Origin of the sequence: Lacibacterium aquatile, from assembly GCF_042683105.1 — a bacterium.
GTDB lineage: Bacteria > Pseudomonadota > Alphaproteobacteria > Elsterales > Elsteraceae > Lacibacterium > Lacibacterium aquatile.
The window spans coordinates 392,750-415,007 of record NZ_JBHUIP010000012.1 but is presented as its reverse complement, the minus strand read 5'-3'; the positions used below and the strand labels follow the sequence as shown (position 1 = coordinate 415,007).

The 22,258-nt window shown below is 64.7% G+C and carries 22 protein-coding genes and 1 riboswitch; of the genes, 16 read left to right on the top strand and 6 right to left on the bottom strand.

All coding sequences use genetic code 11. From position 1 onward, the window contains the following. The first annotated feature begins 48 nt into the window (after positions 1-48). Both ACFSM5_RS13565 and ACFSM5_RS13560 read left to right on the top strand, forming a co-directional pair. On the top strand, positions 49-420 hold the full coding sequence (locus tag ACFSM5_RS13565) for a hypothetical protein (protein ID WP_379876967.1): 372 nt from the start codon (positions 49-51) through the stop codon (positions 418-420). Between the two features lie 118 nt (positions 421-538). Then, entirely contained in the window at positions 539-2,266 is a 1,728-nt protein-coding gene (locus ACFSM5_RS13560; RefSeq protein WP_379876966.1) for a CHASE3 domain-containing protein, read from the top strand. 110 nt (positions 2,267-2,376) lie between these two features. On the opposite strand, the gene ACFSM5_RS13555 is transcribed toward ACFSM5_RS13560, so the two are convergent. After that, the gene (locus ACFSM5_RS13555; protein WP_379876965.1) at positions 2,377-3,033 is read right to left on the bottom strand and encodes a response regulator; all 657 of its coding nucleotides are present in this window, start codon (positions 3,031-3,033) and stop codon (positions 2,377-2,379) included. A gap of 268 nt (positions 3,034-3,301) precedes the next feature. Then, the gene (locus ACFSM5_RS13550) at positions 3,302-3,484 is read right to left on the bottom strand and encodes a hypothetical protein (RefSeq protein WP_379876964.1); all 183 of its coding nucleotides are present in this window, start codon (positions 3,482-3,484) and stop codon (positions 3,302-3,304) included. 176 nt (positions 3,485-3,660) lie between these two features. Between ACFSM5_RS13550 and ACFSM5_RS13545 the strand changes: the two genes are divergently transcribed. Next, positions 3,661-4,248: a GntR family transcriptional regulator gene (locus tag ACFSM5_RS13545; RefSeq protein WP_379876963.1), complete on the top strand. Its 588-nt coding sequence runs from the start codon at positions 3,661-3,663 to the stop codon at positions 4,246-4,248. Next, a complete protein-coding gene (locus tag ACFSM5_RS13540) occupies positions 4,241-4,699 on the top strand; it encodes an OsmC family protein (RefSeq protein WP_379876962.1) in 459 nt (152 codons plus the stop codon). Before ACFSM5_RS13545 ends, ACFSM5_RS13540 begins: the two co-directional genes overlap by 8 nt. Here ACFSM5_RS13540 and cobD read toward each other — a convergent pair. Beyond that, the gene (cobD, locus tag ACFSM5_RS13535; RefSeq protein WP_379876961.1) at positions 4,686-5,702 is read right to left on the bottom strand and encodes a threonine-phosphate decarboxylase CobD; all 1,017 of its coding nucleotides are present in this window, start codon (positions 5,700-5,702) and stop codon (positions 4,686-4,688) included. The genes ACFSM5_RS13540 and cobD overlap by 14 nt on opposite strands. On the opposite strand from cobD, the gene cbiB reads away from it, so the two are divergent. After that, positions 5,701-6,630 (top strand): adenosylcobinamide-phosphate synthase CbiB, encoded by a 930-nt coding sequence (gene cbiB, locus ACFSM5_RS13530; RefSeq protein WP_379876960.1) that lies wholly within the window; start codon positions 5,701-5,703, stop codon positions 6,628-6,630. The two genes, cobD and cbiB, sit on opposite strands and share 2 nt — an antisense overlap. Here cbiB and ACFSM5_RS13525 read toward each other — a convergent pair. Together ACFSM5_RS13525 and cobO are read right to left on the bottom strand one after the other, a co-directional pair. Continuing rightward, a complete protein-coding gene (locus ACFSM5_RS13525) occupies positions 6,614-8,068 on the bottom strand; it encodes a cobyric acid synthase (RefSeq protein ID WP_379876959.1) in 1,455 nt (484 codons plus the stop codon). The genes cbiB and ACFSM5_RS13525 overlap by 17 nt on opposite strands. 3 nt (positions 8,069-8,071) lie before the next feature. Continuing rightward, positions 8,072-8,689, bottom strand: coding sequence for a cob(I)yrinic acid a,c-diamide adenosyltransferase (gene cobO / locus ACFSM5_RS13520; protein WP_379876958.1), 618 nt, complete (start codon positions 8,687-8,689; stop codon positions 8,072-8,074). Between the two features lie 46 nt (positions 8,690-8,735). After that, positions 8,736-8,926, top strand: a riboswitch (cobalamin riboswitch). 90 nt (positions 8,927-9,016) lie between these two features. On the opposite strand from cobO, the gene ACFSM5_RS13515 reads away from it, so the two are divergent. Genes ACFSM5_RS13515 through ACFSM5_RS13485 form a run of 6 tightly spaced genes read left to right on the top strand, consistent with a single transcriptional unit; the run spans position 9,017 to position 17,071 of the window. Next, positions 9,017-9,427 carry a DUF1636 family protein gene (locus ACFSM5_RS13515; protein ID WP_379876957.1) on the top strand — a complete coding sequence of 137 codons (411 nt, stop codon included), beginning with the start codon at positions 9,017-9,019 and terminating at the stop codon, positions 9,425-9,427. Between the two features lie 11 nt (positions 9,428-9,438). Next, positions 9,439-10,476, top strand: a complete 1,038-nt coding sequence (gene cobW, locus ACFSM5_RS13510) for a cobalamin biosynthesis protein CobW (RefSeq protein WP_379876956.1) — start codon at positions 9,439-9,441, stop codon at positions 10,474-10,476. Between the two features lies 1 nt (position 10,477). Beyond that, positions 10,478-13,615, top strand: a complete 3,138-nt coding sequence (gene cobN / locus ACFSM5_RS13505; protein ID WP_379876955.1) for a cobaltochelatase subunit CobN — start codon at positions 10,478-10,480, stop codon at positions 13,613-13,615. Further along, on the top strand, positions 13,612-15,591 hold the full coding sequence (locus ACFSM5_RS22225) for a precorrin-8X methylmutase (RefSeq protein WP_465261249.1): 1,980 nt from the start codon (positions 13,612-13,614) through the stop codon (positions 15,589-15,591). The genes cobN and ACFSM5_RS22225 overlap by 4 nt, the downstream gene beginning before the upstream one ends. Beyond that, positions 15,588-16,313 (top strand): precorrin-2 C(20)-methyltransferase, encoded by a 726-nt coding sequence (locus ACFSM5_RS13490; RefSeq protein ID WP_379876954.1) that lies wholly within the window; start codon positions 15,588-15,590, stop codon positions 16,311-16,313. Before ACFSM5_RS22225 ends, ACFSM5_RS13490 begins: the two co-directional genes overlap by 4 nt. Further along, positions 16,310-17,071 (top strand): precorrin-3B C(17)-methyltransferase, encoded by a 762-nt coding sequence (locus ACFSM5_RS13485; protein ID WP_379876953.1) that lies wholly within the window; start codon positions 16,310-16,312, stop codon positions 17,069-17,071. The genes ACFSM5_RS13490 and ACFSM5_RS13485 overlap by 4 nt, the downstream gene beginning before the upstream one ends. Here ACFSM5_RS13485 and ACFSM5_RS13480 read toward each other — a convergent pair. Continuing rightward, on the bottom strand, positions 17,038-17,811 hold the full coding sequence (locus ACFSM5_RS13480; protein ID WP_379876952.1) for a cobalt-precorrin-6A reductase: 774 nt from the start codon (positions 17,809-17,811) through the stop codon (positions 17,038-17,040). The genes ACFSM5_RS13485 and ACFSM5_RS13480 overlap by 34 nt on opposite strands. Here ACFSM5_RS13480 and cbiE point away from each other — a divergent pair. The 5 genes from cbiE to ACFSM5_RS13455 are packed head-to-tail and all read left to right on the top strand — an operon-like array spanning position 17,792 to position 22,248. Beyond that, positions 17,792-19,030, top strand: coding sequence for a precorrin-6y C5,15-methyltransferase (decarboxylating) subunit CbiE (gene cbiE, locus ACFSM5_RS13475; protein ID WP_379876951.1), 1,239 nt, complete (start codon positions 17,792-17,794; stop codon positions 19,028-19,030). The genes ACFSM5_RS13480 and cbiE overlap by 20 nt on opposite strands. Next, positions 19,027-19,410 carry a cobalamin biosynthesis protein gene (locus tag ACFSM5_RS13470; RefSeq protein WP_379876950.1) on the top strand — a complete coding sequence of 128 codons (384 nt, stop codon included), beginning with the start codon at positions 19,027-19,029 and terminating at the stop codon, positions 19,408-19,410. Before cbiE ends, ACFSM5_RS13470 begins: the two co-directional genes overlap by 4 nt. Next, positions 19,407-20,165, top strand: a complete 759-nt coding sequence (gene cobM, locus ACFSM5_RS13465; protein WP_379876949.1) for a precorrin-4 C(11)-methyltransferase — start codon at positions 19,407-19,409, stop codon at positions 20,163-20,165. The genes ACFSM5_RS13470 and cobM overlap by 4 nt, the downstream gene beginning before the upstream one ends. Continuing rightward, positions 20,162-20,947, top strand: a complete 786-nt coding sequence (gene cobA, locus ACFSM5_RS13460) for a uroporphyrinogen-III C-methyltransferase (RefSeq protein ID WP_379876948.1) — start codon at positions 20,162-20,164, stop codon at positions 20,945-20,947. The genes cobM and cobA overlap by 4 nt, the downstream gene beginning before the upstream one ends. After that, positions 20,944-22,248, top strand: coding sequence for a cobyrinate a,c-diamide synthase (locus tag ACFSM5_RS13455; RefSeq protein ID WP_379876947.1), 1,305 nt, complete (start codon positions 20,944-20,946; stop codon positions 22,246-22,248). The genes cobA and ACFSM5_RS13455 overlap by 4 nt, the downstream gene beginning before the upstream one ends. The last annotated feature ends 10 nt before the right edge of the window (positions 22,249-22,258 follow it).

The window sequence follows — 22,258 nt, the reverse complement described above, 5'->3', positions numbered from 1 at the left end:
CGCCATGCCGAATGGCCGCTGGTTTCATTTGAGACGATGCTGAGTCCCATGAACAAACCCGTCGCCCTTATCGACAGCAATACCTACGCGGCTCGCGGGCTGGGCTTGCTGCTCGAAGATATCGGTTGCCGTGCCATCATCGGCGGCAACGCCGGGGCCATCTTGTCCGCCATGGGCACGCCGGCTGACCTGCAACTCATCATCGCCGAGCAGAACCCCGGCGGTGGCCGGAACGGGCTTGAGGAAGCCCTGGTCGTCCGGGCTGCAGCGGGCTGGGATGTCCCTATTCTACTTCTTGCCGCCCGCATGTATGCCCTGCCGATCCTGCTTACGATGATACCGGATGCTGTGGCGATCTTTACCCCTGTCGATATTCCGGTATTGTTAGCTGCAATTTCTGGATGTATTAAGAAGAGGTAGAGTGTGCGACATGGCAGGGGGAGCCATGAGCTGGGCGACATTAAAGAGACAAACCACATATGCTCTTTCAAAATCGCGCGTTTCGATAGCAGTAACGGCTTTTGCCCTTGCGATCATTGTGGCTGCCCTTGCCTGGCAGGCCCAGGATTCGCTGCACGAGAAGGCGACTGCTGCTGATCGTGAATACCGCGGTTTCGAACTCATCAGCGACATTATGGAGTTTCAGGCGGTTGTAACCGACGCTGAAACCAGTCAGCGGGGTTATCTGCTGACCAATAACGAGAATTATCTTGGCCCTTACCGACGCTCGATCGTGCGCTTTCCCGATCTTGTGCAGGAGCTTGAGGCAGTTGTTCCCGAATCTTCCCCGCATTATGAAAGCTTTCAGAAGCTGAAAGCGGCGGGCATCGAAAAGATGCGCGAGTTAAAAGAGACTGTCACGATGACCCTGCAAGGGCGGCGCGACGAGGCGCTGTCGATCATGGCGTCCAATCGTGGGCAAGTCCTGATGCGGGATATCCGTGTCCTGGCGGCTGGGATGAATAAGGCCGAATTCCAGTATTTGAGTGAAGCGCGCGTTAGCGATATCGAAAATCGTCAGACTGTCACCTGGATCGTTATCGGGTTTGCCTTGGCGACCATGATCATCGGCGTGCTGGTGGTGATTCTGATCAGCGCTCAGCGGCGGATGGCGGTTGAGCAGAATCGTGAGCTGCAAGAACTGACGGCGGAACTGACCGAGGCGCGCGATGCTGCCCTGGCTGCGACCAAGGCCAAATCCCGCTTCCTGGCGGCTGCCAGCCATGACCTGCGTCAACCTCTGCACGCGTTGACTCTTTTTATCAGCGCGCTGGAGCGGCGGGTAACCGATCCGGATGCCGCCCCCATCGTTGGTGACCTGAAGGTGGTCGGGCGGTCGATGAACACGATGTTCAATGCGCTGCTCGATATCAGCCGCATCGATGCCGGGGTGATGGATCCGGCGCCGGTGATCATCGATCTGCACGAGATGCTGTCGAAGCTGGCCGATGAATATCGGCTGACCGCTGCGGAAAAGGGCATCAAGCTTATCTATGTCCCTTGCCGCGCCTATATCCGCACCGACCGCGAGATGCTGGGCAGTATCGTGCGGAACATCTTGTCCAACGCGGTCAAATTCACGGAAAGCGGGCGTATCCTGCTGGGGTGCCGCCGTCAGGGTCGTTCGGTTGCCATTCAGATCTTCGATACGGGTCCCGGTATCGCGCCGGAAAAGCTGCCGCTGATCTTCGAAGAGTTCGAACGCCTGGGACGTTCTCGACGGCAGAATTCCGATGGTCTGGGGCTTGGCCTGTCCATCGGGCGGCGCATGGCCTGGCTGCTGGGCAGCGATATTACCGTGCGCTCGCGCGTTGGGGTCGGTACGAATTTCTCGGTTCCCTTCCCATTGGTTGCTGGAGTGAAGCCCGCTGTCGTTGAGGCGCCGGTCGCAAGCCGCGTGGTCGGCGATAACCGGCAGGTGCTGGTGGTGGACGACGATGCGCCTGCGCTGGCAGCATTGTCGCGCGAGATTGCCGATCAAGGCTTCCGTGTGAAATCGGCTTCCACGGCCGAGGAGGCGTTGGCCAGCCTGGATCCACCGCCTGACCTGATCCTGATGGACCTCAATCTGGGGGATGACGACGGGATCGAGGTGGCCGAGGCCATCAATGCCCGTTTGGCCCGCCCGGCCGCTGTGGTCATCATCAGCGGCGCGACCGAACCCGAAGCGATCAGCCGGCTGGATGATTCGGGCGTGCCCTGGCTGACCAAGCCGGTTGATCCGGCGGAGTTGCAGGAACTGCTGGCGGTTATCGTCGAAGGCTGAGAGGTCGTCATCCTTCCCTTCATTAGGGAGATGATGAACTCTTGCATCTCATCCCAAAAAATCCCCGGATAAACCGGGGCATGACGAAACACAGAGAGAGATGTGGCAGCCTAACGGATAAGTCGGGCCGCTAGCGCGATGGCTTCAGAGCGGGAGCGGGCACCCAGGGCCCGGTAAAGCGCAGCCACATGGACCTTGACCGTCCCTTCCGCCAGATCGAGGGCGCGGGCAATTTCCTTGGTACCCTTGCCATGGGCAAGATGGCCCAATACGTCGCGCTGGCGCGGGGTTAGGTTTTCAACGGCAAGTCCCGGTGTTGCGCTAGGTTCCGGCATGGCCGGTGCGGCGCTAGGGGCATCCGGTCCGCTCGGCACCTGGGACAGGGCCGGGGGCACATACATGCCACCTGCCATAATGATCTTAAAGCCGGACGCCATGTCTTCGGTCGTCATGGTTTTTAGGAAATAGCCGTGAACCCCCGCCGACAGGGCGCTCAGCATATCGGAGCGTTTGTCAGAACCCGAGACAACGGCCAGCTTCAGCCCAGGGAATTTCTCCCTTAGGTTGCGCAACGTAACGCCCCCAGCCATGCCCGGCATGTCGAGATCCATCAGGGCAAGATCGTAACTTGGCCCTGGGCCGTTTAGATATTCTAATGCTCCGTCCAGCGTTTCGGCTTGGGCAACTTCGGCCCCAAAACCGTCGCTGAACAGGAAGGCGAGACCTGCCCGGATCATGGCGTGGTCGTCGGCTATCAGAACCTTCATGGCTCTTCCTCCGCGCTGTTTCCATGCCCTCGAAAGACTCCGCAGCTCCGGTTGGAGAGGAGTGTGAGTCTTCAAGTTACAGGACGCTCTTTTCATGGCGTCTGTAACCTAAGGATGCCGTAAATATCCGCTTACTTCAAGACGGACCGGCCGATGGCAAACAGATGTCAGCGCTTTGGGGCAGGAAAGAGTGACTTTTTTCCTGAAGTTTCATTTGGAAGCAAAGGCTTGGCGGGATGTCTTTTGCTTTGATGTGGTAAATAACCTCTTAACTGCGCGGATCGGGCGTTTGATGGAGGCGATGCGAGGTGCGCGAGGCGGCGCCGTAGGTGGCTTCCCGTTCGGCGATTGCGATCGCCCGGTCCCAATAGCTGTCGCGCTCCATGAAGTCGTCGTCGTGGCTGAGATCATCACGGAACTTGGGGGCATTGCGTTTAATGGTCCGGCTCATGATGCTGCTCCCTTTTCGCAAAAAAGACTGCCCGTCGTGGGCTTGATCGATAAAAGCCGATGGCCCCGCTTGCGTTCCATGGGGTCAGCAGAAAAACACGCTTAGCGGGTGGGGGAGATGCCGACGCTTGACGCCGAAGCCGGTTTACGATCATCTTTGGATCCATGGATCCAAAGATGATCGCGGCGGCGCTCCGCCAGGAAATTGATGATCGGTCATTGCCGCCGGGGACCGTCCTGAAGCAGGAAGACCTGGCGGCGCGGTTTAGGGTTAGTCGTCAGCCGGTGCGTCAGGCGCTCGGGCATCTGGTGGCCGAAGGGCTGCTGGTGCAGCGATCCGACCGCAGCCTTGCTGTGGCGGAGCCCAACCTGGAGGCAACCCGCGAGGTGCGGGCGATCCGCTGTCTGCTGGAGGTCGAAGCTCTACGCCTCTCCCTGCCTAATCTGACAGATGCCCAGATCCGCAAGGCCGAGCGGCTGGCCCTGGATCTGATCGAGGAAGAGGAAATCGCGATGATCGAGGAACTCGACGTCGCTTTTCACGCCTTGCTCTACGGCGCCTGCGGCAATGGCCGTCTGCTGACAATGATCGACGGGCTTAGGCGGGAGGGCCGCAGATCCTATGCCCGGCAGCCGATGGGATCGAGCGAACGCATCGACTACGCGCACCAGCATCTGGCGCTGATCGATGCCTGCAAGGAACGGGATATCGCGGCGGCAGTCGCCGCCCTGCAACGGCACCTTATGGGAGACAAGAATGGGTAGCCATATCGCCACTATTACGTGGCAGCGTCAGCCGACCGAAGCTTTCACCGACAGCCGCTATAGCCGCGCGCACCTCTGGCAGTTCGATGGCGGTGTGGAGGTTGCTGCCTCGGCTTCGCCCCATAATGTGCCGCTGCCCTATTCGGTCGAAGCGAATGTCGATCCTGAGGAGGCGTTTGTGGCTGCCATCTCCAGCTGCCATCTGCTCACCTTCCTGTGGGTGGCGGCAAAGCGCGGAGTCATCATCGACAGCTATCGCGATGAGGCTGTTGGAGTGATGACACCGGGGCCGGGTGGGCATCTCTGGGTGTCGCGGGTCACTTTGAATCCCAAGGTCACTTATGGCGGACAGGCGCCCGACCGCGCGATGGAAGAAGCCCTGCACCATGCCGCGCACGAGCAGTGCTTCATTGCCAATTCGGTGAAGACGGAGATTGTCACGCGCCTCTAAGCGCAGTCTCCAACCGGCCCCAGGCGGCCTCGTTCCCCGGCAGGCCAAAGCGCAGATGGCTGGGAAGTTGGTCGAAGCGGCGCGTCAGGATGCCCTGGCGCGCCAGATGCTCCCAGAGAGCGTCGGATTTTTCCGCGCGGATCAGGCGGAACAGGCTGGTGCCGCCAACGATCTCCAGCCCGACTGCTTGCAACAGGGCGTCGAGTCGTTGGGCGGTCTCGATCAGTTTGGCGCGCATATAATAGGCCCAGGCGCTATCGCCCAGGGCTGCGATGCCAATGGCGAGCGCGGGGCCGCTGACGATCCAGGGACCGAGCTGGCTGCGCAGGTTCGACGCGATCTCCGGATTGGCCAGGGCAAAACCCAAGCGGATGCCTGCTAACCCATGGAATTTGCCAAACGACCGCAGGACGACGAGGCGGCGGTCGATGATATCGGCAGCGAGGCTTGCGCCTTCCGGCCCGACATCCATGAAGGCCTCGTCGACGATCAGCAAGCCGCCATGGGTGCCGATACGGTCGGCCAATTCCAGCAGATCGGTCCGGGGCAATAAGCGGCCGTCGGGGTTGTTGGGATTGACCAGCACGGCCAGATCCGCCGACGCAAGATCCGCAAGCGTGGCGACTGCCTCGACCTTATGGCCTGCCAGCGCGGCGGCGCGGGCATGTTCGGCATAGGTGGGCGCCAGGATTGCGGCGCGGCCGGGGGAGATTAGGCGGGCAAGGTGTGGCAGCAGGATCTGAGTGCCGGGAGCCGCGACAACGCGGGTGGGTGCGATGCCGCCATAGGTGTGGCCCGCTGCTTCCTGCAAGGCCAATAGGGCGTCCGGTTCGGGCAAGCGCTGAAAGACCTCCGGCTCCAAGGGCGGCACCGGATAGGCAAAAGGGTTGATCCCGGTCGACAGATCGACCCATGGTTCGGGCGCGTCTGGAAATTGGCGGCGGGCATTTCCGAGATTGCCGCCATGGGGAAGCTCGGCGCCAGAACTAGCAAAGGCAGTCATGTCGTTTTTCCTTCTTGCCCTGGCGGCGATGCTTATCGAGGCGATCTGCGGCTATCCGCAATGGATCATCCGCACCGTCGGCCATCCCATCATGTGGATCGGCGCCCTGATCGCAAGGCTGGATCGCTGGTTGAACGAGGGGGCGCATCGACGGGCCAAGGGGATTGCGGCGCTTGTCATCTTGCTGGGCATCTGCGGCAGTATCGCCTGGGGCCTGAGCTGGCTGCCCTGGTGGCTGCTGGCGATCCCGGCGAGCGCGTTGCTGGCCCAGCGCAGTCTCTATGAGCATGTGCAGGCTGTCGCGACCGGGTTGGAGGAGGATGTCGTCGCGGGTCGCAAGGCGGTCTCGATGATTGTCGGCCGTGACCCCGAAGCGCTGGACGAGGCCGGGGTGGCGCGGGCGGCCATCGAAAGCCTGTCGGAAAACTTCTCCGATGGCATCGTGGCGCCGGTCTTTTGGCTCGCCATGCTGGGGTTTCCGGGGGGTGTTCTCTATAAAGCAGCTAACACTGCCGATAGCATGATCGGACATAAGACTGAACGGCACCTGAAATTCGGCTGGGCGGCGGCGCGGTTTGACGATCTGATCAATCTTCCTGCCTCCCGTTTGGCCGGCATATTGCTGGTTCTGGCGGCGGTGATCCTGCGCAAGGATTGGCGCGGCGCCCTGCGGGCTGTGTTCCGGGACGCCCATCGGCACCGTTCGCCCAATGCCGGATATCCCGAGGCGGCGATGGCGGGGGCGCTGGGTCTGGCGCTGGCCGGTCCCAGGGCTTACGGCGGGGTGATGGTGGAGGATGCGATCATGGGTGATGGTCGCCGCACGGCGACCGCCCAGGATATCCACGATGCGCTGAAGCTCTATAAAGTCGCAGACGGGCTGTTGATCGCCCTGCTCGCCCTGTTGGCGCTTACCGTGCAAGTCTAAGCAGCCCGTCGATGTCGAGGTGGCGTTCCAGGTGAGCGGCGAGGCCGTCGAGCACTGCCTCCACCGTCGCATCGTAGGAAAATCCACCGGCTGTTCCGCCCAGGCGTCCGATCCAGGCCGCACGCTGGGCATCATCGGTAAAGAGGCCGTGGACATAGGTGCCGACGATCCTGCCATCCGCGCTGCGGGCGCCGTCGGGGCGACCGTCGCCATGGATCAGGAAGGGGCGTTCGCAATCGGGGCCGCTTGTCTCGCCGACGTGAATTTCATAGCCGTTGATCGGGGCTCCACCGAAGTCCCGACCATTCGCGAGGGTTGTTTGCTTTTTTCCAGTTAACACGGTGTCTATGGCCAAAAAACCGAGGCCATTGACCGTTCCTGGTGCCCCCTCAATCCCGTCGGGATCTGCAATCGTCCGGCCCAGCATCTGATAGCCGGCACACAGGCCCAGAACATGACCGCCGCGCCGGACATGGGCCTGGATATCGATGTCGAAGCCTGCGTCGCGCAGGGCTTGCAGATCGGCGATGGTGGATTTCGATCCCGGCAGCAGCACCAGGGCGGCGTTGCCTGGTAGGGCCTGTCCGGGCTTGACGCGGACAAGCCGCACGCCGGGTTCGGCGGCCAGCGGATCAAGATCGTCGAAATTGGCGATGCGCGGCAGGATCGGCACCGCGATCACCAGGGTGCCGTCGCTGGCCCGCAGGGGCTGATCGAGTGCCAGGGCATCTTCGGCGGGCAAGCGGTCGGCACCGTCGAAATGTGGCACCAGCCCCAGGGCGCCCCAGCCGGTTGCCTGCCGCACGATCTCCATGCCGCTGTCGAACAGGCGCGGATCGCCCCGGAACTTATTCACGATGAAGCCCGCGATCAGGGCGGCGTCTTCAGAAGGGAGCACGGCTTTGGTGCCGACCAGGCTGGCGATCACGCCACCGCGCTCGATATCGCCGATCAGCACGACCGGAATATCTGCGGCCTGGGCAAAGCCCATATTGGCGATATCGTTGGTCCGAAGGTTGACCTCCGATGCGCTGCCCGCGCCTTCGACCAGGACGATATCGGCATCGCTTTTTAAGCGCTCGAAACTCTCCAGCACAAAGGGCAGCATCTGGGGTTTTACCTGCTGATACTCGGCGGCCCTGGCGCTGCCCCAGAGCTTGCCCTGCACGATGATCTGCGAGCCGATCTCGCTCTGGGGTTTCAGCAGCACCGGGTTCATATGGACGCTGGGCGGCACCATGGCGGCCTTGGCCTGAAGCATCTGGGCGCGCCCGATCTCCCCGCCGTCCGCCGTGACACCGGCATTGTTCGACATGTTCTGCGGCTTGAAGGGACGGACCTTCAGGCCGCGCAAGGTCAGCGCCCTGGCAATCCCTGCCACCAACAGCGATTTGCCGACGTCAGAGCCTGTCCCCTGGAACATGATCGCCTTGGCCATGGCTTAGAACTCGATGCCTTCCTGGGCTTTGACCCCGGCTTTGAAATGATGTTTGACCAGCGTCATCTCGGTCACGAGGTCTGCTGCCTCGATCAGCTCGGGCTTTGCGTTGCGCCCCGTGACCACCACATGCAGGGCCGCCCGGCGGCCCGCGAGTGTTTCAACAACCTCCGACAAGGGCAGATACTCGTACCGCAAGGCGATGTTCAGCTCGTCCAGGATCACGAGGCCGAACGAAGGGTCGGCCATCAGCGCGCAGGCCTTCTCCCAGGCCTTTGTCGCGGCGGCGATATCGCGGGCAAGGTCCTGGGTCTCCCAGGTGAAGCCCTCGCCCATGGAGTGCCAGGAGACGCGATCCCCGAAGGCGCTCAAGGCTTCCTGCTCGCCAGTGGACCAGGCGCCCTTGATGAATTGCACGACGCCGACCCGCCCGCCGCGTCCCAGGGTACGAAGGGCCAGACCAAAAGCCGCCGTCGACTTGCCCTTGCCGGGGCCGGTATGGACCATCAGCAGCCCCTTCTGCAGGGTCTTCTCTGCCACTTCGGCATCCTGAACCTCCTTACGGCGGGCCATTTTTTCGGCGTGGCGGCGGGCGACTTCGGGATCGATCGGCTGGGTCATGGGCACTCCTTGGGCGGGGAGATTGACAAGCGAAGGGCGCCCTTGTCTATTGCTCTGCAGCAACGGTCGGGCCGAAAGGCCTGTTAAAAGGGAACGCCGGATCTTCAAATCGGCGGCTGCCCCCGCAACTGTAAGCGGCGAGTTCCAGGCAAAAAGGCCACTGATGGCAACCATCGGGAAGGCGGTTTGGGACAGCGACCCGCGAGCCAGGAGACCTGCCGATGCTGTCCAAGGACGAGAGGGTCGGGCGGGGTGCCTCGATACTCAGCAGGCGGCACCGTTCGCCATCGTTCGCCATTCACGCCCCCGACGAGATTTGATGACGCCATGGCCGACAAGGACATGCTGCCAAATGATGCGATGTCGGACGCGGCAACCCGCCCGACCGTGACCGTTTGCACCTCCTGCCGCTCCAAGACGGTGGGGGAGGATGGGCGGTCGAGCGCGACCGGCGCTGGCCTGACCGAGGCGTTGCATGCGGCAGAGGACGGCAGCGTCGAGGTGCGCGAAGTCTCCTGCCTTGGCAATTGCAATCGCGGACCGACGGCGGTGCTGCAGCATCCTGGCCGCTGGACCTATATCTTCGGCGAGATCGACCCCACGGTCGCCGGACCCGAGTTGATGCAGGCGGCCCGCATGCTCAAAGACAGTGCCGACGGCCTGCTGCCCTGGCAGGGGCGTCCAGCCTCCCTGAAACGCGGGTTGATAGCCCGCGTGCCTCCCCTCGACACCAAATAGGATTTGACCCCGTGAGCCAGTCCCTGACCCGCGTTCCCTGCACGATCCTCACCGGTTTCCTCGGTGCGGGCAAAACCACCCTCGTGCGCCATCTGCTGGCCAATGCGGGTGGCAAGCGCCTGGCGGTGATCGTCAATGAGTTCGGCGATGTCGGTGTTGATGGCGAGATTCTGGATGGCTGCGGCGATGAGACCTGCCCGGCGGAAAATATCGTCGAACTGGCGAACGGCTGCATCTGCTGCACCGTCGCCGACGACTTCGTTCCGACCATCGAAACCTTGCTGTCACGCGTTCCGGCGATCGATCACATCCTGATCGAAACCAGTGGCCTCGCCCTGCCCAAGCCCCTGGTTCAGGCCTTCCAGTGGCCCGCGATCAAGGGCCGGGTGACGGTCGATGGCGTCGTGACCCTGGTCGATGGCGCGGCCCTGGCGGACGGTCAGGTGGCGGGCGATCTCGATGCGCTGGCAAAACAGCGGGCCGAGGATCCGTCGCTGGATCACGATGATCCGGTGGAAGAAGTGTTTGAGGATCAGATCGCCTGCGCCGATCTGGTGGTGATGACCAAGACCGATCTGCTGGATGCCGCGGGCCGCGCCCGTGCCGATGCCGCGATCCAGGAAGCCTTGCCCCGGGCGGTCAAGGTTGTCGCGGGCGCCCATGGCGCGGTGGATGTCCGTCTGCTGCTGGGCCTGGGTGTCGGGACCGAAGATGATATCGAGAACCGCAAGACCCACCATGACGACGAGCTGGATCACGACCACGATGATTTCGACAGCGTGGTGGTCGATCTCTCCGAACTGACCGACGCGGGTGTGCTTGCCGAACGGGTGAAGGTGGTTGCGGCCGACCATGGCATCCTGCGCGTGAAGGGCTTTGTGCCGGTGGCAGGCAAGCCGATGCGCCTGCTGGTCCAGGCGGTGGGCGCGCGCGTCAATCAGCAGTTCGACCGCGCCTGGAAGCCGGAGGAGGCCCGCCAGGGCCGTCTGGTTGCCATCGGCCTCAAGGGGTTCGATCGCGACGCGGTGATAAAAGCCCTGGCAGGCTGACATGCATCTGCTCGCGACCAGTTCGGCGAGCCTGGATGAGGCGGCGGAACCGGTCGATCTGGATCTGCCGCCAACCGACCTGATCGTGCTGTCCTTCTCGGGCAGCGATCTGCAGGCGCTGGCGGCGGTCGGGGAGCCGCGCCTGGGATTGCTCAATCTGCGCGAGCTGCGCCATCCGATGTCGGTCGACCTCTGGATCGACAAGACCGCCTGCCATGCCCGGCTGATCGTGGTGCGGCTGCTGGGCGGGGTAGAGTGGTGGCGCTATGGGCTGGAGCGCCTGCGCGACGAGGCGCGCCGGGCAGGCTTTGCCTTGGCGGTGCTGCCGGGCGAGGATCGCGACGATCCAAACCTTGCGGAGTTTTCGACTGCCGAGACGGCGCGGCTGCTCGGTTATTTCCGAGCAGGTGGAGCGGCCAATATGGCGGCGCTGGTGCAGGAGATGGCCCGACTTGCCGGGCTGTCCGATTTGGTGCCCCCCGATCCGCAACCTTTGCCGTCCTTTGGCTGGCATCGGCGACCGGAGGGCGCGCAGGCGGTCGCGATCTTCTATCGATCGACCCTGCTGGCAGGGGATGTCGAGCCGCTGGAAGCCTTGGAAGCTGCCTTGGCAACGCGGGGAATCGTGCTGGCCGCTGCCTATGTACCCTCGCTGAAAGATCCGGAGGCTCTGGCGTTTCTCAAGGCTGAGCTGGGCGCGCCAGAGATCGTGTTGACCTTGACGGCCTTTGGCGCGGGGGACCTCGACTGGCTGCCCAAGGGGGCGGCGCTGATGCAGATCGTCAACGCCACGACACGCCTGGATGCCTGGGCGACGAACGCGCGTGGGTTGGCGGCGTCGGACCTTGCCATGCATGTGGTGCTGCCGGAAATCGATGGGCGGGTTCTGGGGGGCGTGATTTCCTTCAAGGAAGAGGGCGCCAGTCGCAGTATGTCGGGTCAGGTCGCGATGGCTGCCGACCGGATCGCGGCCCTGATCCGGCTGCGCCGAACCCCGGCTGCCGACCGGCGGATGCTGCTGGTGCTGCCGGACTATCCGGGGGCGGTTGGACGCGAGGCCTATGCCGTCGGGCTGGATGTGCCGGGTAGTGTTCTGGCCATCCTCTCGGATCTTGGCGTTCCAGCACCCGGCGATGCACGGGAACTTATGGAGCGGCTGAAACTTGGCGAGGCCGACTTCCCTGTCGCCGAGTATCGGGTCTGGTTCGACACTCTTCCGCAGGCGGTACGTGATGCCGTGACGGGCGCCTGGGGAGAGGTGCCGGGAGGCGATTTCCGCTTCCGTGCCATCCGCTGCGGGACCTGCTGGATCGCGCTGCCGCCGGATCGGGGAGACAGCCGGGATCGCCGCGCCGCCTATCACGATCCGGCCTTGCCGCCGAGCCACGCGCTTCTGGCTTTTTCAGCCTGGATGCGGCGCTTCGATCCCCATGCCCTGGTGCATCTGGGCGCCCATGGCACCTTCGAATGGCTGCCGGGCAAGGCGGTCGCGCTGACACCCGACTGTTTCCCGACCCTGATCACGGGCAGCCTGCCGGTCGTTTATCCCTTTATCGTTACCAATCCGGGCGAAGCGGCGCAGGCGAAACGACGCATCGCGGCGGTGACGCTGGGGCATCTGCCCCCGCAGCTCTCCGACGGCAGCCTGACAGGACCGGCGGCGGCGCTGGAGCGGCTGGTTGATGAATATGCCCAGGCCGATGGGCTGGACCCGCGCCGTCGGGACCGGCTGGCAAGCCTGATCCTGGAGGCGGCGCGCGATGCCGGGCTGGCGGCTGAAGCCGGGGTCGATGCAGAGACCGACAGTGGGCAGGCACTGGCCAAGATCGATGCCTGGCTGTGCGATATCAAGGATATGGCCTTGCAGGAGGGGCTGCATGTCTATGGCCGTTCCACCGAGCATCCCGAAAGCGCTGCGAGCGAGCGACGGTCGCTGAGCGATGCGCTGTCCGGCCGCTTCGTCCCGGCAGGTCCGGCAGGGGCACCGGCGCGGGGGCGCCGGGACGTCTTCCCGACCGGCCGCAACCTCTATACGGCCGATCCCCGCCAACTGCCGACCCAGACCGCGATGGATCTGGCGAAGAAAGCAGTGAGCGAGGTGATCCGCCTGCATATCCAGGAACAGGGTGAGGCTCCCCGCTCGATGGTGATCGATCTCTGGGGTAGCGCCACCCTGCGCACGGGTGGCGAAGAGATCGCCCAAGGCCTGGCGCTGCTGGGCTGCCGTCCGCTCTGGGATGCCGCGACGGGGCGGGTGACGGGGGTGGAGGTATTGCCGCCTGCCGTGTTGGAGTTTCCGCGTGTTGATGTGACTTTCCGTATCTCTGGTCTATTCCGCGACTTGTTCCCCTCGCAGATCGCTTTGCTGGATGCAGCGGTGAAGGCAGTGGCGGCGCGAGATGAAAGCGCGGCCGACAATCCGCTGGCCGAGGTACGCGCCAGGGGCGGCAGCCTCGCCCGAGTCTTTGGAGCGGCACCCGGCCGCTATGGTGCGGGGATCGAGGATCTGCTGAATGAATGGGATGCGCCCCTGGCTGAGGTGGCGGATGCCTATCTTGAGACAGCGTCCTATGCCTATGGCGGGGCCGAAGGGCAGGCTGACCATCGACCCGGCGAATTCGCGATCCAGGTGGCGGGGGCGGATCTGCTGCTCCATGGCGCCGACGATCCCTATCGCGATCTGCTGCAGGGAACGGGCGACGCCGCCCATGTGGGGGGCTTCGCGGCGGCCCAGCGGGTCGAAGGGCTGGCCGGGCGGGTCGTCGTGCTGGATACCAGCGACCCCGCTCGCCCGCGTCCGCGCCTGCTGGAGGCGGCGCTCGCCCGTATCATCCGTGGCCGGGCAACCCATCCCCGGCATATCGACGGGCTGATGCGCCATGGCCCGCGCGGGGCGGCGGAAATGGCCGAAGCGGTGGACCGGTTGGCCGATTTTGCCCGGCTGTCGGGTGCGGTCGACAGTCGATTGTTTGATCTGCTGTTCGATGCCTATGTGGCCGATCCCAAGGTGCGCGACTTCCTGAAGGATCAGAACCCGGATGCTGCCCGCGCGATTGCCGATCGGCTGGCCTGGGCTCGGCAGGCGGGGCTGTGGCAGCCCCGGCGCAATGATCTGTCACCCCTGGAGATGCTGCGATGAAAAGGGGAGCCTGCCCCAGCGTGCGGGAGCCCATGCTGACCGGCGACGGGCTGCTGGCCCGCATCACGCCGCTGGTCGCTTTCACGCCGGAGGTGGCGCGCGGGCTGGCCGATGCTGCCCGGCGTTTTGGCAATGGCACGCTGGAGGTGACGGCCAAGGGCGCCTTGCAGGTGCGGGGCGTTATCGAGGGGTTTGCCGACGCGGTCGCTGCCCTTGGCCTGGGCGATCAGGCGCCGCCCCTGACCTTGATTGATCCCTTCGGCGCGCTTTGGCCGGGAGCGGTGTTTGACAGCGCCGCGCTGGCGGCATCCTTGAAACAGCATTGGAGCGTTGCGGGTAACGGACCGCTGGCGCCCAAATTCTCGGTCACCATCGATGGCAGCGGGGTTGGTTTCCTGCGCGATACGATGGGCGATCTGCATATCGAAGCCGATGCCGATGGCCAGATCTGGCTGGCATTGGCCCCCGGCTGCTGGCTGGGGCGTGGCAGCCCTGGCCTGATCGTCGAAACCGCCCTGGCACTGATGCAGGCGATTGCCCAATTGGGGCCGGAGGGGCGGGGCAAGGATATCCTCGGCACGCCGGACTTCGGCCTCTATATGGGCGGGGAGCCTCGCCGGGTGGCGATGCCGGAGCTCTTCGGTCGGCATGAGCTGACGGAAGGCGAGGCGATCGGAGTTTCCCCTGCTTTCGGGGCATTCTCGGCGGATGATCTCGAGTATCTGGCGGGGCTGCCGGGGGTGACCGGTCTGAGACCGGGGCCGGGGCGGATGATTTATGTGGTCAGTTCAGTCGTCATCCCCCGACTTGATCGGGGGATCTCCTCCGGGAGCCTATCCGACCGTGACCGAGCCTTCGTGGACACGCCCTCGGAGGAGATGCCCCGGATGAACCGGGGCATGACGGATACTAAAAATAGCGTTCTTCGAGACACCTTCATCACCTCCGCCGCCGATCCGCGCCGCCATCTCGTCGCCTGCGCGGGCGCTCCGGTCTGTGCGTCGGCCCTGCAACCCACCCGGACCCAGGCGGCGGAATTGGCCGAGGCGGCGGCTTCACTTTTGGACGGCAGCCTGACCCTGCATGTCAGCGGTTGCGCCAAAGGCTGCGCCCATCCGGCGCCTGCCGATCTGACCCTGGTCGGGCAGGAGAACGGCTGGGGCGTGGTGGTAGCGGGCAAAGCTGCTTCACCTGCGATTGCGACGATCCCTTCCGATGGGCTGGCGAATGGTTTATCCATCCTCGCGAACCGCCGTGATCAAGATACGGCGGCCAAGACGATTGCCCACCTGGGCGCAGAGGGAGTTGCCGCCGCTTTGTCCGCCTTTGCCTACGAGAAAAATGGCGATGCCATCTATCGCCAGTCCTTCGCCATCATCCGGGCCGAGGCCGATCTGTCGCGCTTCACCCCCGGCGAGGCGGAGGTGGCGGTGCGGATGATCCATGGCTGCGGTCTGGTGGAGGCGGCGGCCCATATTGCCTTCTCGCCCGATCTGGTGGATTCCGCGATCGCCGCCTTGCAACAGGGCGCGCCGATCCTGTGCGATGCCGAGATGGTGGCCCATGGCGTCACCCGCGCGCGCTTGCCTGCCGGGAACGAAGTGATCTGCACCCTGCGCGATCCCACGACACCGGATCTGGCGGCCAGGATCGGCAATACCCGCTCCGCCGCTGCTATCGACCTGTGGGGCGAGCGGCTGGCGGGGGCGATGGTCGCCATCGGCAATGCACCGACCGCGCTGTTTTATCTGCTGGAGAAAATCGCTGCGGGTGGTCCGCGCCCCGCTGCGATCATCGGCTGCCCGGTCGGGTTCGTTGGCGCGCGGGAATCCAAGGAAGCGCTGGAGGCTTTTGCGCCTGCTATTCCCTGGCTCACCGTACGCGGCCGCATGGGCGGCAGCGCCATGACGGCGTCGGCGATCAATGCCCTGGCGGGTCTGGCCCAGGAGCGTATTCCCCAGGGACACACCCTATGAGCGGGCGGCTTTATGGTCTGGGGGTCGGTCCGGGCGATCCTGAACTGCTGACGGTCAAGGCCGTGCGCATCCTGGCGCAGGCGGATGTCATCGCCCATTTCGCCAAGGCCGGACGCAACGGCAATGCCTATGCGACGGTGGAAAGCCACCTGCGGCCGGGCGTGATCCTGGAGCCGCTGCATTATCCGGTGACGACCGAGGTCGACAAGGATCTGCCTGCCTATAAGGAGCCGATCACGGCTTTTTACGAGGAAGCGGCTGGCCGCATCGCCCGCCATCTCGACGCGGGGCGGACGGTGGCGATCCTGTCGGAAGGCGACCCGATGTTCTATGGCTCCTACATGCATCTGCATGTGCGGTTTGCCGGACGCTACGAGGTCGAGGTGGTGCCAGGTGTGACCGGCATGTCGGGTGGCTGGTCGGCCCTGGGGGCGCCGATTGCCCAGGGCGACGATATCCTATCGATCCTGCCCGGTACCCTGCCGGAGGCGGCGCTGGTTGAGCAATTCCGCAATGCTGATGCGATGGTGGTGATGAAGGTCGGGCGGAACCTGCCGAAGATCCGCCGTGCCCTGATCGCCGCCGGTCGCGAAGCGGGCGCTTTCTATGTCGAACGGGCGACGATGGCCAACCAGACGATCATGCCGCTGGCCGACAAGAGCGACGATGTGGCGCCCTATTTCTCCATCGTCCTGATCCCGGGATGGCAGGCGCGGCCATGAGCGGTCGCCTCAGTGTTATCGGCCTGGGGCCTGCGGGCGCGGATATGCGCACGCCGGAGGCGGAGGCGGCATTGGCGGCGGCCAGCGATCTCTTCGGCTATGGCCCCTATCTGGACCGGGTAAGCCTGCGGGCCGATCAGCGCGCCCATGCTTCCGACAATCGGGTCGAGGGGGAGCGGGCGCGCGCGGCCTTGGAACTGGCGGCATCTGGTGCGTCGGTTGCAATGGTGACCGGCGGCGATCCCGGCGTCTTTGCCATGGCGGCAGCGGTCTGCGAGGAAATCGAGCAGGGCCCCGAGGCGTGGCGCGCGCTGGAGGTCAGTTTCATCCCCGGCATCACCGCGATGTTGGCGGTGGCGGCCAAGGTCGGGGCGCCTTTGGGTCATGATTTCTGCGCCATTTCGCTGTCGGATAACCTGAAGCCCTGGGATCTGGTGCTGAAGCGCCTGACGATGGCGGCGCAGGCGGGGTTTGTGATCGCGCTCTACAACGTGCGCTCCAAGGCGCGGCCCTGGCAGTTGGGAGCCGCGTTTGAGGTTCTGCGCGCAGAATTGCCGCCGACCGTGCCGGTCATCTTCGGGCGGGCGGCGGGCCGGGCGGATCAGGCGATGGTCATTGTGGATCTCGCCCAGGCGGATGCGGAGATTGCCGATATGGCGACCTGCGTCATCATAGGGTCGCCCGAAACGCGGGTGATCGAAAGGCCGGGTCTTGCCCCGTTGGTCTATTCCCCGCGCAGCGTGGGAGGGACCGGATGACGGCACCAGTCCAGCGCGGCCTCGATGGTTTCGACCCGCTCGCCAGCGTGCTTGTCCGGTCGCGCGATCATAAACACGGGGATCTTCAGGGCGCGCGCCGCCAGGATCTTGCCGTAGGTAGCCGCGCCGCCGCTGTTTTTGCACAGGATCGCCTGCACGCCCTCAGCTTCGAACAGCGCGCGCTCCTCCTTCTCCGGGAAGGGGCCGCGCGCCAGGATGTAGCGCGCTCCCGGCAAGGCCAGGTCCACCGGATCGACGGAGCGCACGATATAGCGATGCTGGGGCGCCAGCCGCAGGGGTTCGACCTCCTGCCGCCCGAAGGCGACGAAGACGGTCAGCGGCGCCTCTCCCAGGGAGCGCACGGCAGCCTCGCCATCAGGGGTTTCGATCCAGCGATCTCCTGGCTCCGCTTGCCAGCCGGGCCGATGCAGGGACAGCAGCGGAATGCCAACGCGCCGCGCCGCCGCAACCGCATTGGCCGAAATGCGTGCCGCGTAAGGATGGGTAGCATCGATCAGCCGGTCGATAGCCTCGGCCTTCAGATAGTCGGCCAGTCCTTCGATGCCGCCGAAGCCGCCAGTGCGCACCGGCACGGGCTGGGCCAGCGGATTGGCCGTCCGACCCGCCAGCGACAGGGTGGCTTTGATACCCGGTTCGGACGCCAGCAGCGCCGCCAGCGCGCGTGCCTCGGTCGTGCCGCCCAGAATAAGGATCTTTTTGATGGGAACGCCTGATCTCATGGGCCGCGATCCTGCGGCAGGCAAGCCCTGGCTGTCCATCGTTGGTATCGGCGAAGACGGTCTGGCGGGCCTTTCGACCGGTGCGCGTGAAGCCATCGCGACGGCGGAGATCGTCTTTGGTGGCAAGCGTCATCTGGATCTCGCTGGGGGCCGGATCACGGGCGAGATGCGGCGCTGGCCGTCGCCCTTCTCCATCGATCCGGTGATCGAAGCGCGCGGGCGGCGGGTCTGTGTGCTAGCGTCGGGCGATCCGTTTTTCTTCGGCGTCGGCAATCAATTGGCTGGGGCGCTGAATCCTGGTGAATGGCGGGCGTTTGTCGCGCCTTCCTCGGTTGCGCTGGCAGGCGGGCATCTGGGCTGGGCGCTGGCGGAGGCGACGATCCTGTCGCTGCATGGCCGTCCGATAGAGCTGGTCCGACCGCATCTTTATCCCGGCTCGCGGATCCTGATCCTGACCAGTGATGGCGAGGCACCCGCCAAGATCGCCGCCTTGCTGAAGGCCGATGGTTTTGGGCCGACCCGACTGACCGTGCTGGAGGCCCTGGGCGGCCCGCGCGAGAAGGTTCGCTTCGCGACGGCCGACAGTTTCGATCTGGGTGATGTCGATCCGCTCAATCTGCTGGCGCTCGAGGTCGCGGCGACACCAGGGACGCGTCTGCCCAGCCTTGCCCCCGGTCTGCCCGACGATTGGTTCGAACACGACGGGCAGATCACCAAGCGCGATATCCGTGCACTGACCCTGTCGGCCCTCAATCCCCATCGCGGCGAGCTGCTGTGGGACATCGGGGCCGGGTCGGGATCCATCGGGATCGAATGGCTGCTGCGCGATCCGTCCTTGCGGGCTGTCGCGGTGGAAGGCAATACCGAGCGGGCTGGCCGCATCCGCCTCAATGCCCAGGCTTTGGGAGTGCCGGGGTTGCAGGTGGTGGAAGGCCGTGCGCCCGACGCGCTGGCGGATCTGCCGACACCGGATGTTGTCTTCATCGGCGGTGGCGTCAGCGAGGAGACGATAGCGCAGGCGCAGGCGGCCTTGCGTCCGGGCGGGCGTCTGGTCATCAATGCGGTAGCGCTGGAAACAGAAGCGCTGCTGATTGCCCACCACGGGCAGGAAGGTGGCGATCTGGTCCGGCTGTCCCTTGCCCATGGTGAGGCGCTTGGAAATCTACGGGGCTGGCGCAGCGCGATGCCGGTCACGCAATGGCGGTGGAGCAAGCCATGATCGTTGCCGGGATTGGATGCCGCAAGGGCGCCACGACCGAATCCATTCTCGATGCCATCGAGGCAGCGGCTGAAGCCTCGCGCACCCAGATCAAGGACGTCGTTCTGCTGGTGACTATGGACGATAAGGTCGGCGAGGCAGGCATGATCGAGGCCGCTAAGCGACTGCGGTTGCCGCTGCATGCCTTCGATCTGGCGGTTCTGCGGGCCGAAGACCGGCGCGTCGTGACCCGCTCGCCCATTACCCTGGCGCGCTATGGCATCGGCAGCATCGCGGAAGCAGCGGCTTTGGCGGCAGTTGGCCAGCATGGGCAGCTGCTGACCGCGCGTTTCATGAATGATCAGGCCGCCTGTGCGCTGGCCTGGAAGGAAGACGAATGACGGTGCATTTCATCGGGGCCGGGCCGGGCGCCGCCGATCTGATCACGGTGCGTGGGCGCGATCTGCTGGCTGCCTGCCCGGTATGCCTTTACGCCGGGTCGATCATGCCGACCGAGGTGCTGGCCTATTGCGGACCCGGTACCAAACTCGTCGATACCGGCCCGATGGATCTCGATCAGATCGAGGCGGAATATGTCGCGGCCCATGCGGCGGGCCAGGATATCGCTCGTCTGCATTCGGGCGACCTGTCGATCTATAGCGCTCTCGCCGAACAGATCCGCCGTCTGGAGAAGTTGGGTATCCCTTATACGATGACGCCGGGCGTCCCTGCCTTTGCAGCCGTCGCAGCCTCGCTGGGGCGGGAGCTGACGGTGCCGGAAGTCGCCCAGAGCCTGGTGCTGACCCGGATGAGCGGCCGTGCCTCGCGCATGCCGGAAAAGGAAAAGCTCGCGACTTTCGCCCAGACAGGCGCCACGCTGGCGATCCATCTGGCGGTGCATGCTCTGGACCGGATCGTCGCCGAGCTGACCCCGTTTTATGGCGCCGACTGCCCTGTCGCCATCGTGATGCGCGCCAGTTGGCCCGACGAGCGGCGGGTTGTCGGCACGTTGGCCACCATTGAGGCCCAGCTTGCGGAAGACCCCATGGAACGCACGGCCTTGGTGCTGGTCGGACCGGCGCTGGCGGCTGAAGGCTTCCGCGATAGTGCGCTCTATCATCCCGACTATCGCCGCCGCTATCGGGGCGCCGAATGACGTCTGTTCTTGATGCCCTGATCCGTCTGCGCGGCCCGGTGCCGGAGTTTCCGGCAGGGGAAGTTTGGCTGACCGGGGCCGGGCCGGGCGATCCGGGACTACTCACGCTGGATGCCATCGCGGGCCTCGCCCAGGCCGATGTCATTGTCTATGACGCTCTGGTGGACGAGCGGGTGCTGGCATTGGCCCAGTCCTCGGCCCGGTTGGAGTTCGCGGGCAAGCGCGGCGGGCGCCCCTCTGCCCTCCAGGCCGATATCACCGCGCGGCTGATCGAGCTGGCCGGGCAAGGCCTGCGGGTGCTGCGCCTCAAGGGCGGCGATCCTTTCATTTTCGGACGCGGAGGCGAGGAAGTGCTGGCTCTGGCCGGTAAAGCCATTCCGTTCCGTATCATACCCGGCGTCACTTCGGGCCTCGCGGCCATGGCGGCGGCGCGCATTCCGGCCACCATGCGCGGCATCAATCAGATCCTGATCCTGGCGACCGGCCATGGCGCGGATGGGGAGGAGGCCCCCGATTGGGCGGCGCTCGCCAAGCTGGGACAGCCGCTGGTGATCTATATGGCGATGAAGGGGCTGGAGGCGATTGCCGATGCCCTGATCGCCGGTGGGTTACCTGCCGATACGCCTGCCGCTGTTATTGCTTCGACAGCCTCGGTGGATGAACGCACGGTGACGGCATCGCTGGCTGATATCGCGGCAACGGCCAAGCGGGAAGGTTTGCAGGCCCCGGCCATCGCTGTCATCGGCGGGATCGTCGCCCTGCGGGATAAGTTGCTGCCGTGAGTGCCCTGCTGATCGCGGCGCCACGCTCAGGCTCAGGCAAGACCATCGTCACCCTGGGGCTGATGGCGGCTTTGATGCGGCGCGGCTTCAAGGTGCGCGGCGCAAAGTCAGGGCCGGACTATATCGATCCCGCGTTTCATCAGGCAGCAACCGGCCTTCCAAGTTTGAACCTCGACTGCTGGGCCATGGCGCCCGGTCTGCTGAAGAGTCTGGCGCGGGAGAGTGTGGACAAGACCGACATCCTCCTGATCGAAGCCTCCATGGGATTGTTCGATGGGGTGACCTCGCCAGACGGGCGCAGCGGATCGGGGGCAGATCTGGCGAAGATCCTGGGGCTGCCGGTACTGCTGGTCCTGGATGTCTCTGGCCAGTCGACGACGGCGGCGGCGGTGGCGCTTGGCTTGGCGAAGTTCGATCCGGCAGTTCGCGTCGCGGGTGTTATCTTGAATCGAGTTGCCAGTGATCGGCACTTGGCACAAGTGAGCGAAGCCATGGCTCGTATCGGCATGCCGGTCGTGGGTGCCGTGCGCCGAAACAATGAGATCACGGTCCCGGAACGCCACCTCGGGCTGGTCCAGGCCCAGGAACAAGGCGATCTGCCGGGACTATTAGATCGGTTGGCCGATCATATCGAAGCCGGGGTGGATCTCGACGCAGTGCAGGCGTTGGCGGGGATCCCGGACACCAATGGCGCCGATACGAGTTTCCTGCCGCCGCCAGGGCAGCGGATTGCGGTGGCGCTCGATACCGCCTTCAGCTTTTTTTATGCCCATCACGATCTGACGTGGCGGCAGTCGGGCGCGGAGATTCTGCCCTTCTCGCCCCTTGCCGATCAGGCTCCCGATCCCTCCGCCGATGTTTGCTGGCTGCCGGGTGGTTATCCGGAACTCCATGCCGGTCGCTTGGCGGCGGCGGATAAATTCCGCGATGGCTTGCTGAAGTTCGCTCAGACCAAGCCGGTTCATGGCGAATGCGGGGGCTATATGGCCCTGGGTGAGGCCTTGCAGGATGCGGATGGGACGTGGCACCCGATGCTGGGCTTGCTGGGGCATAAAACCAGCTTCAAGACGCGTAAACTGAATTTAGGGTATCGATTGGCTGAAGTGCTAGTCGATAGCCCGTTTGGCGCCTCCGGCTCCCGCATCACCGGTCATGAGTTTCACTATGCGACCGTTGAAAGCCGGGGCGGGGACGAGGCTTTCTGCCGTCTGTCGGACGCGGCGGGCAAAGATCTGGGGCTGGCGGGCAGCCGACGCGGGTCGGTGTCCGGGACTTTCTTCCACGCGATAGCCAGGGCCTGAGCGCCGCCTC

What these genes read in the sequence shown, in the direction of transcription:
- cobN (WP_379876955.1), top strand. Translation starts at nt 10,478, where the DNA reads ATGCATCTGCTCGCGACCAGTTCGGCGAGCCTGGATGAGGCGGCGGAA.
- cobO (WP_379876958.1), bottom strand. Translation starts at nt 8,689, where the DNA reads ATGACCCAGCCGATCGATCCCGAAGTCGCCCGCCGCCACGCCGAAAAA.
- ACFSM5_RS13525 (WP_379876959.1), bottom strand. Translation starts at nt 8,068, where the DNA reads ATGGCCAAGGCGATCATGTTCCAGGGGACAGGCTCTGACGTCGGCAAA.
- cbiE (WP_379876951.1), top strand. Translation starts at nt 17,792, where the DNA reads ATGGGAACGCCTGATCTCATGGGCCGCGATCCTGCGGCAGGCAAGCCC.
- ACFSM5_RS13470 (WP_379876950.1), top strand. Translation starts at nt 19,027, where the DNA reads ATGATCGTTGCCGGGATTGGATGCCGCAAGGGCGCCACGACCGAATCC.
- ACFSM5_RS13555 (WP_379876965.1), bottom strand. Translation starts at nt 3,033, where the DNA reads ATGAAGGTTCTGATAGCCGACGACCACGCCATGATCCGGGCAGGTCTC.
- ACFSM5_RS13485 (WP_379876953.1), top strand. Translation starts at nt 16,310, where the DNA reads ATGAGCGGTCGCCTCAGTGTTATCGGCCTGGGGCCTGCGGGCGCGGAT.
- cobM (WP_379876949.1), top strand. Translation starts at nt 19,407, where the DNA reads ATGACGGTGCATTTCATCGGGGCCGGGCCGGGCGCCGCCGATCTGATC.
- cbiB (WP_379876960.1), top strand. Translation starts at nt 5,701, where the DNA reads ATGTCGTTTTTCCTTCTTGCCCTGGCGGCGATGCTTATCGAGGCGATC.
- ACFSM5_RS13545 (WP_379876963.1), top strand. Translation starts at nt 3,661, where the DNA reads ATGATCGCGGCGGCGCTCCGCCAGGAAATTGATGATCGGTCATTGCCG.
- ACFSM5_RS13550 (WP_379876964.1), bottom strand. Translation starts at nt 3,484, where the DNA reads ATGAGCCGGACCATTAAACGCAATGCCCCCAAGTTCCGTGATGATCTC.
- cobD (WP_379876961.1), bottom strand. Translation starts at nt 5,702, where the DNA reads ATGACTGCCTTTGCTAGTTCTGGCGCCGAGCTTCCCCATGGCGGCAAT.
- ACFSM5_RS13540 (WP_379876962.1), top strand. Translation starts at nt 4,241, where the DNA reads ATGGGTAGCCATATCGCCACTATTACGTGGCAGCGTCAGCCGACCGAA.
- ACFSM5_RS13565 (WP_379876967.1), top strand. Translation starts at nt 49, where the DNA reads ATGAACAAACCCGTCGCCCTTATCGACAGCAATACCTACGCGGCTCGC.
- ACFSM5_RS22225 (WP_465261249.1), top strand. Translation starts at nt 13,612, where the DNA reads ATGAAAAGGGGAGCCTGCCCCAGCGTGCGGGAGCCCATGCTGACCGGC.
- ACFSM5_RS13490 (WP_379876954.1), top strand. Translation starts at nt 15,588, where the DNA reads ATGAGCGGGCGGCTTTATGGTCTGGGGGTCGGTCCGGGCGATCCTGAA.
- cobA (WP_379876948.1), top strand. Translation starts at nt 20,162, where the DNA reads ATGACGTCTGTTCTTGATGCCCTGATCCGTCTGCGCGGCCCGGTGCCG.
- ACFSM5_RS13480 (WP_379876952.1), bottom strand. Translation starts at nt 17,811, where the DNA reads ATGAGATCAGGCGTTCCCATCAAAAAGATCCTTATTCTGGGCGGCACG.
- ACFSM5_RS13515 (WP_379876957.1), top strand. Translation starts at nt 9,017, where the DNA reads ATGGCCGACAAGGACATGCTGCCAAATGATGCGATGTCGGACGCGGCA.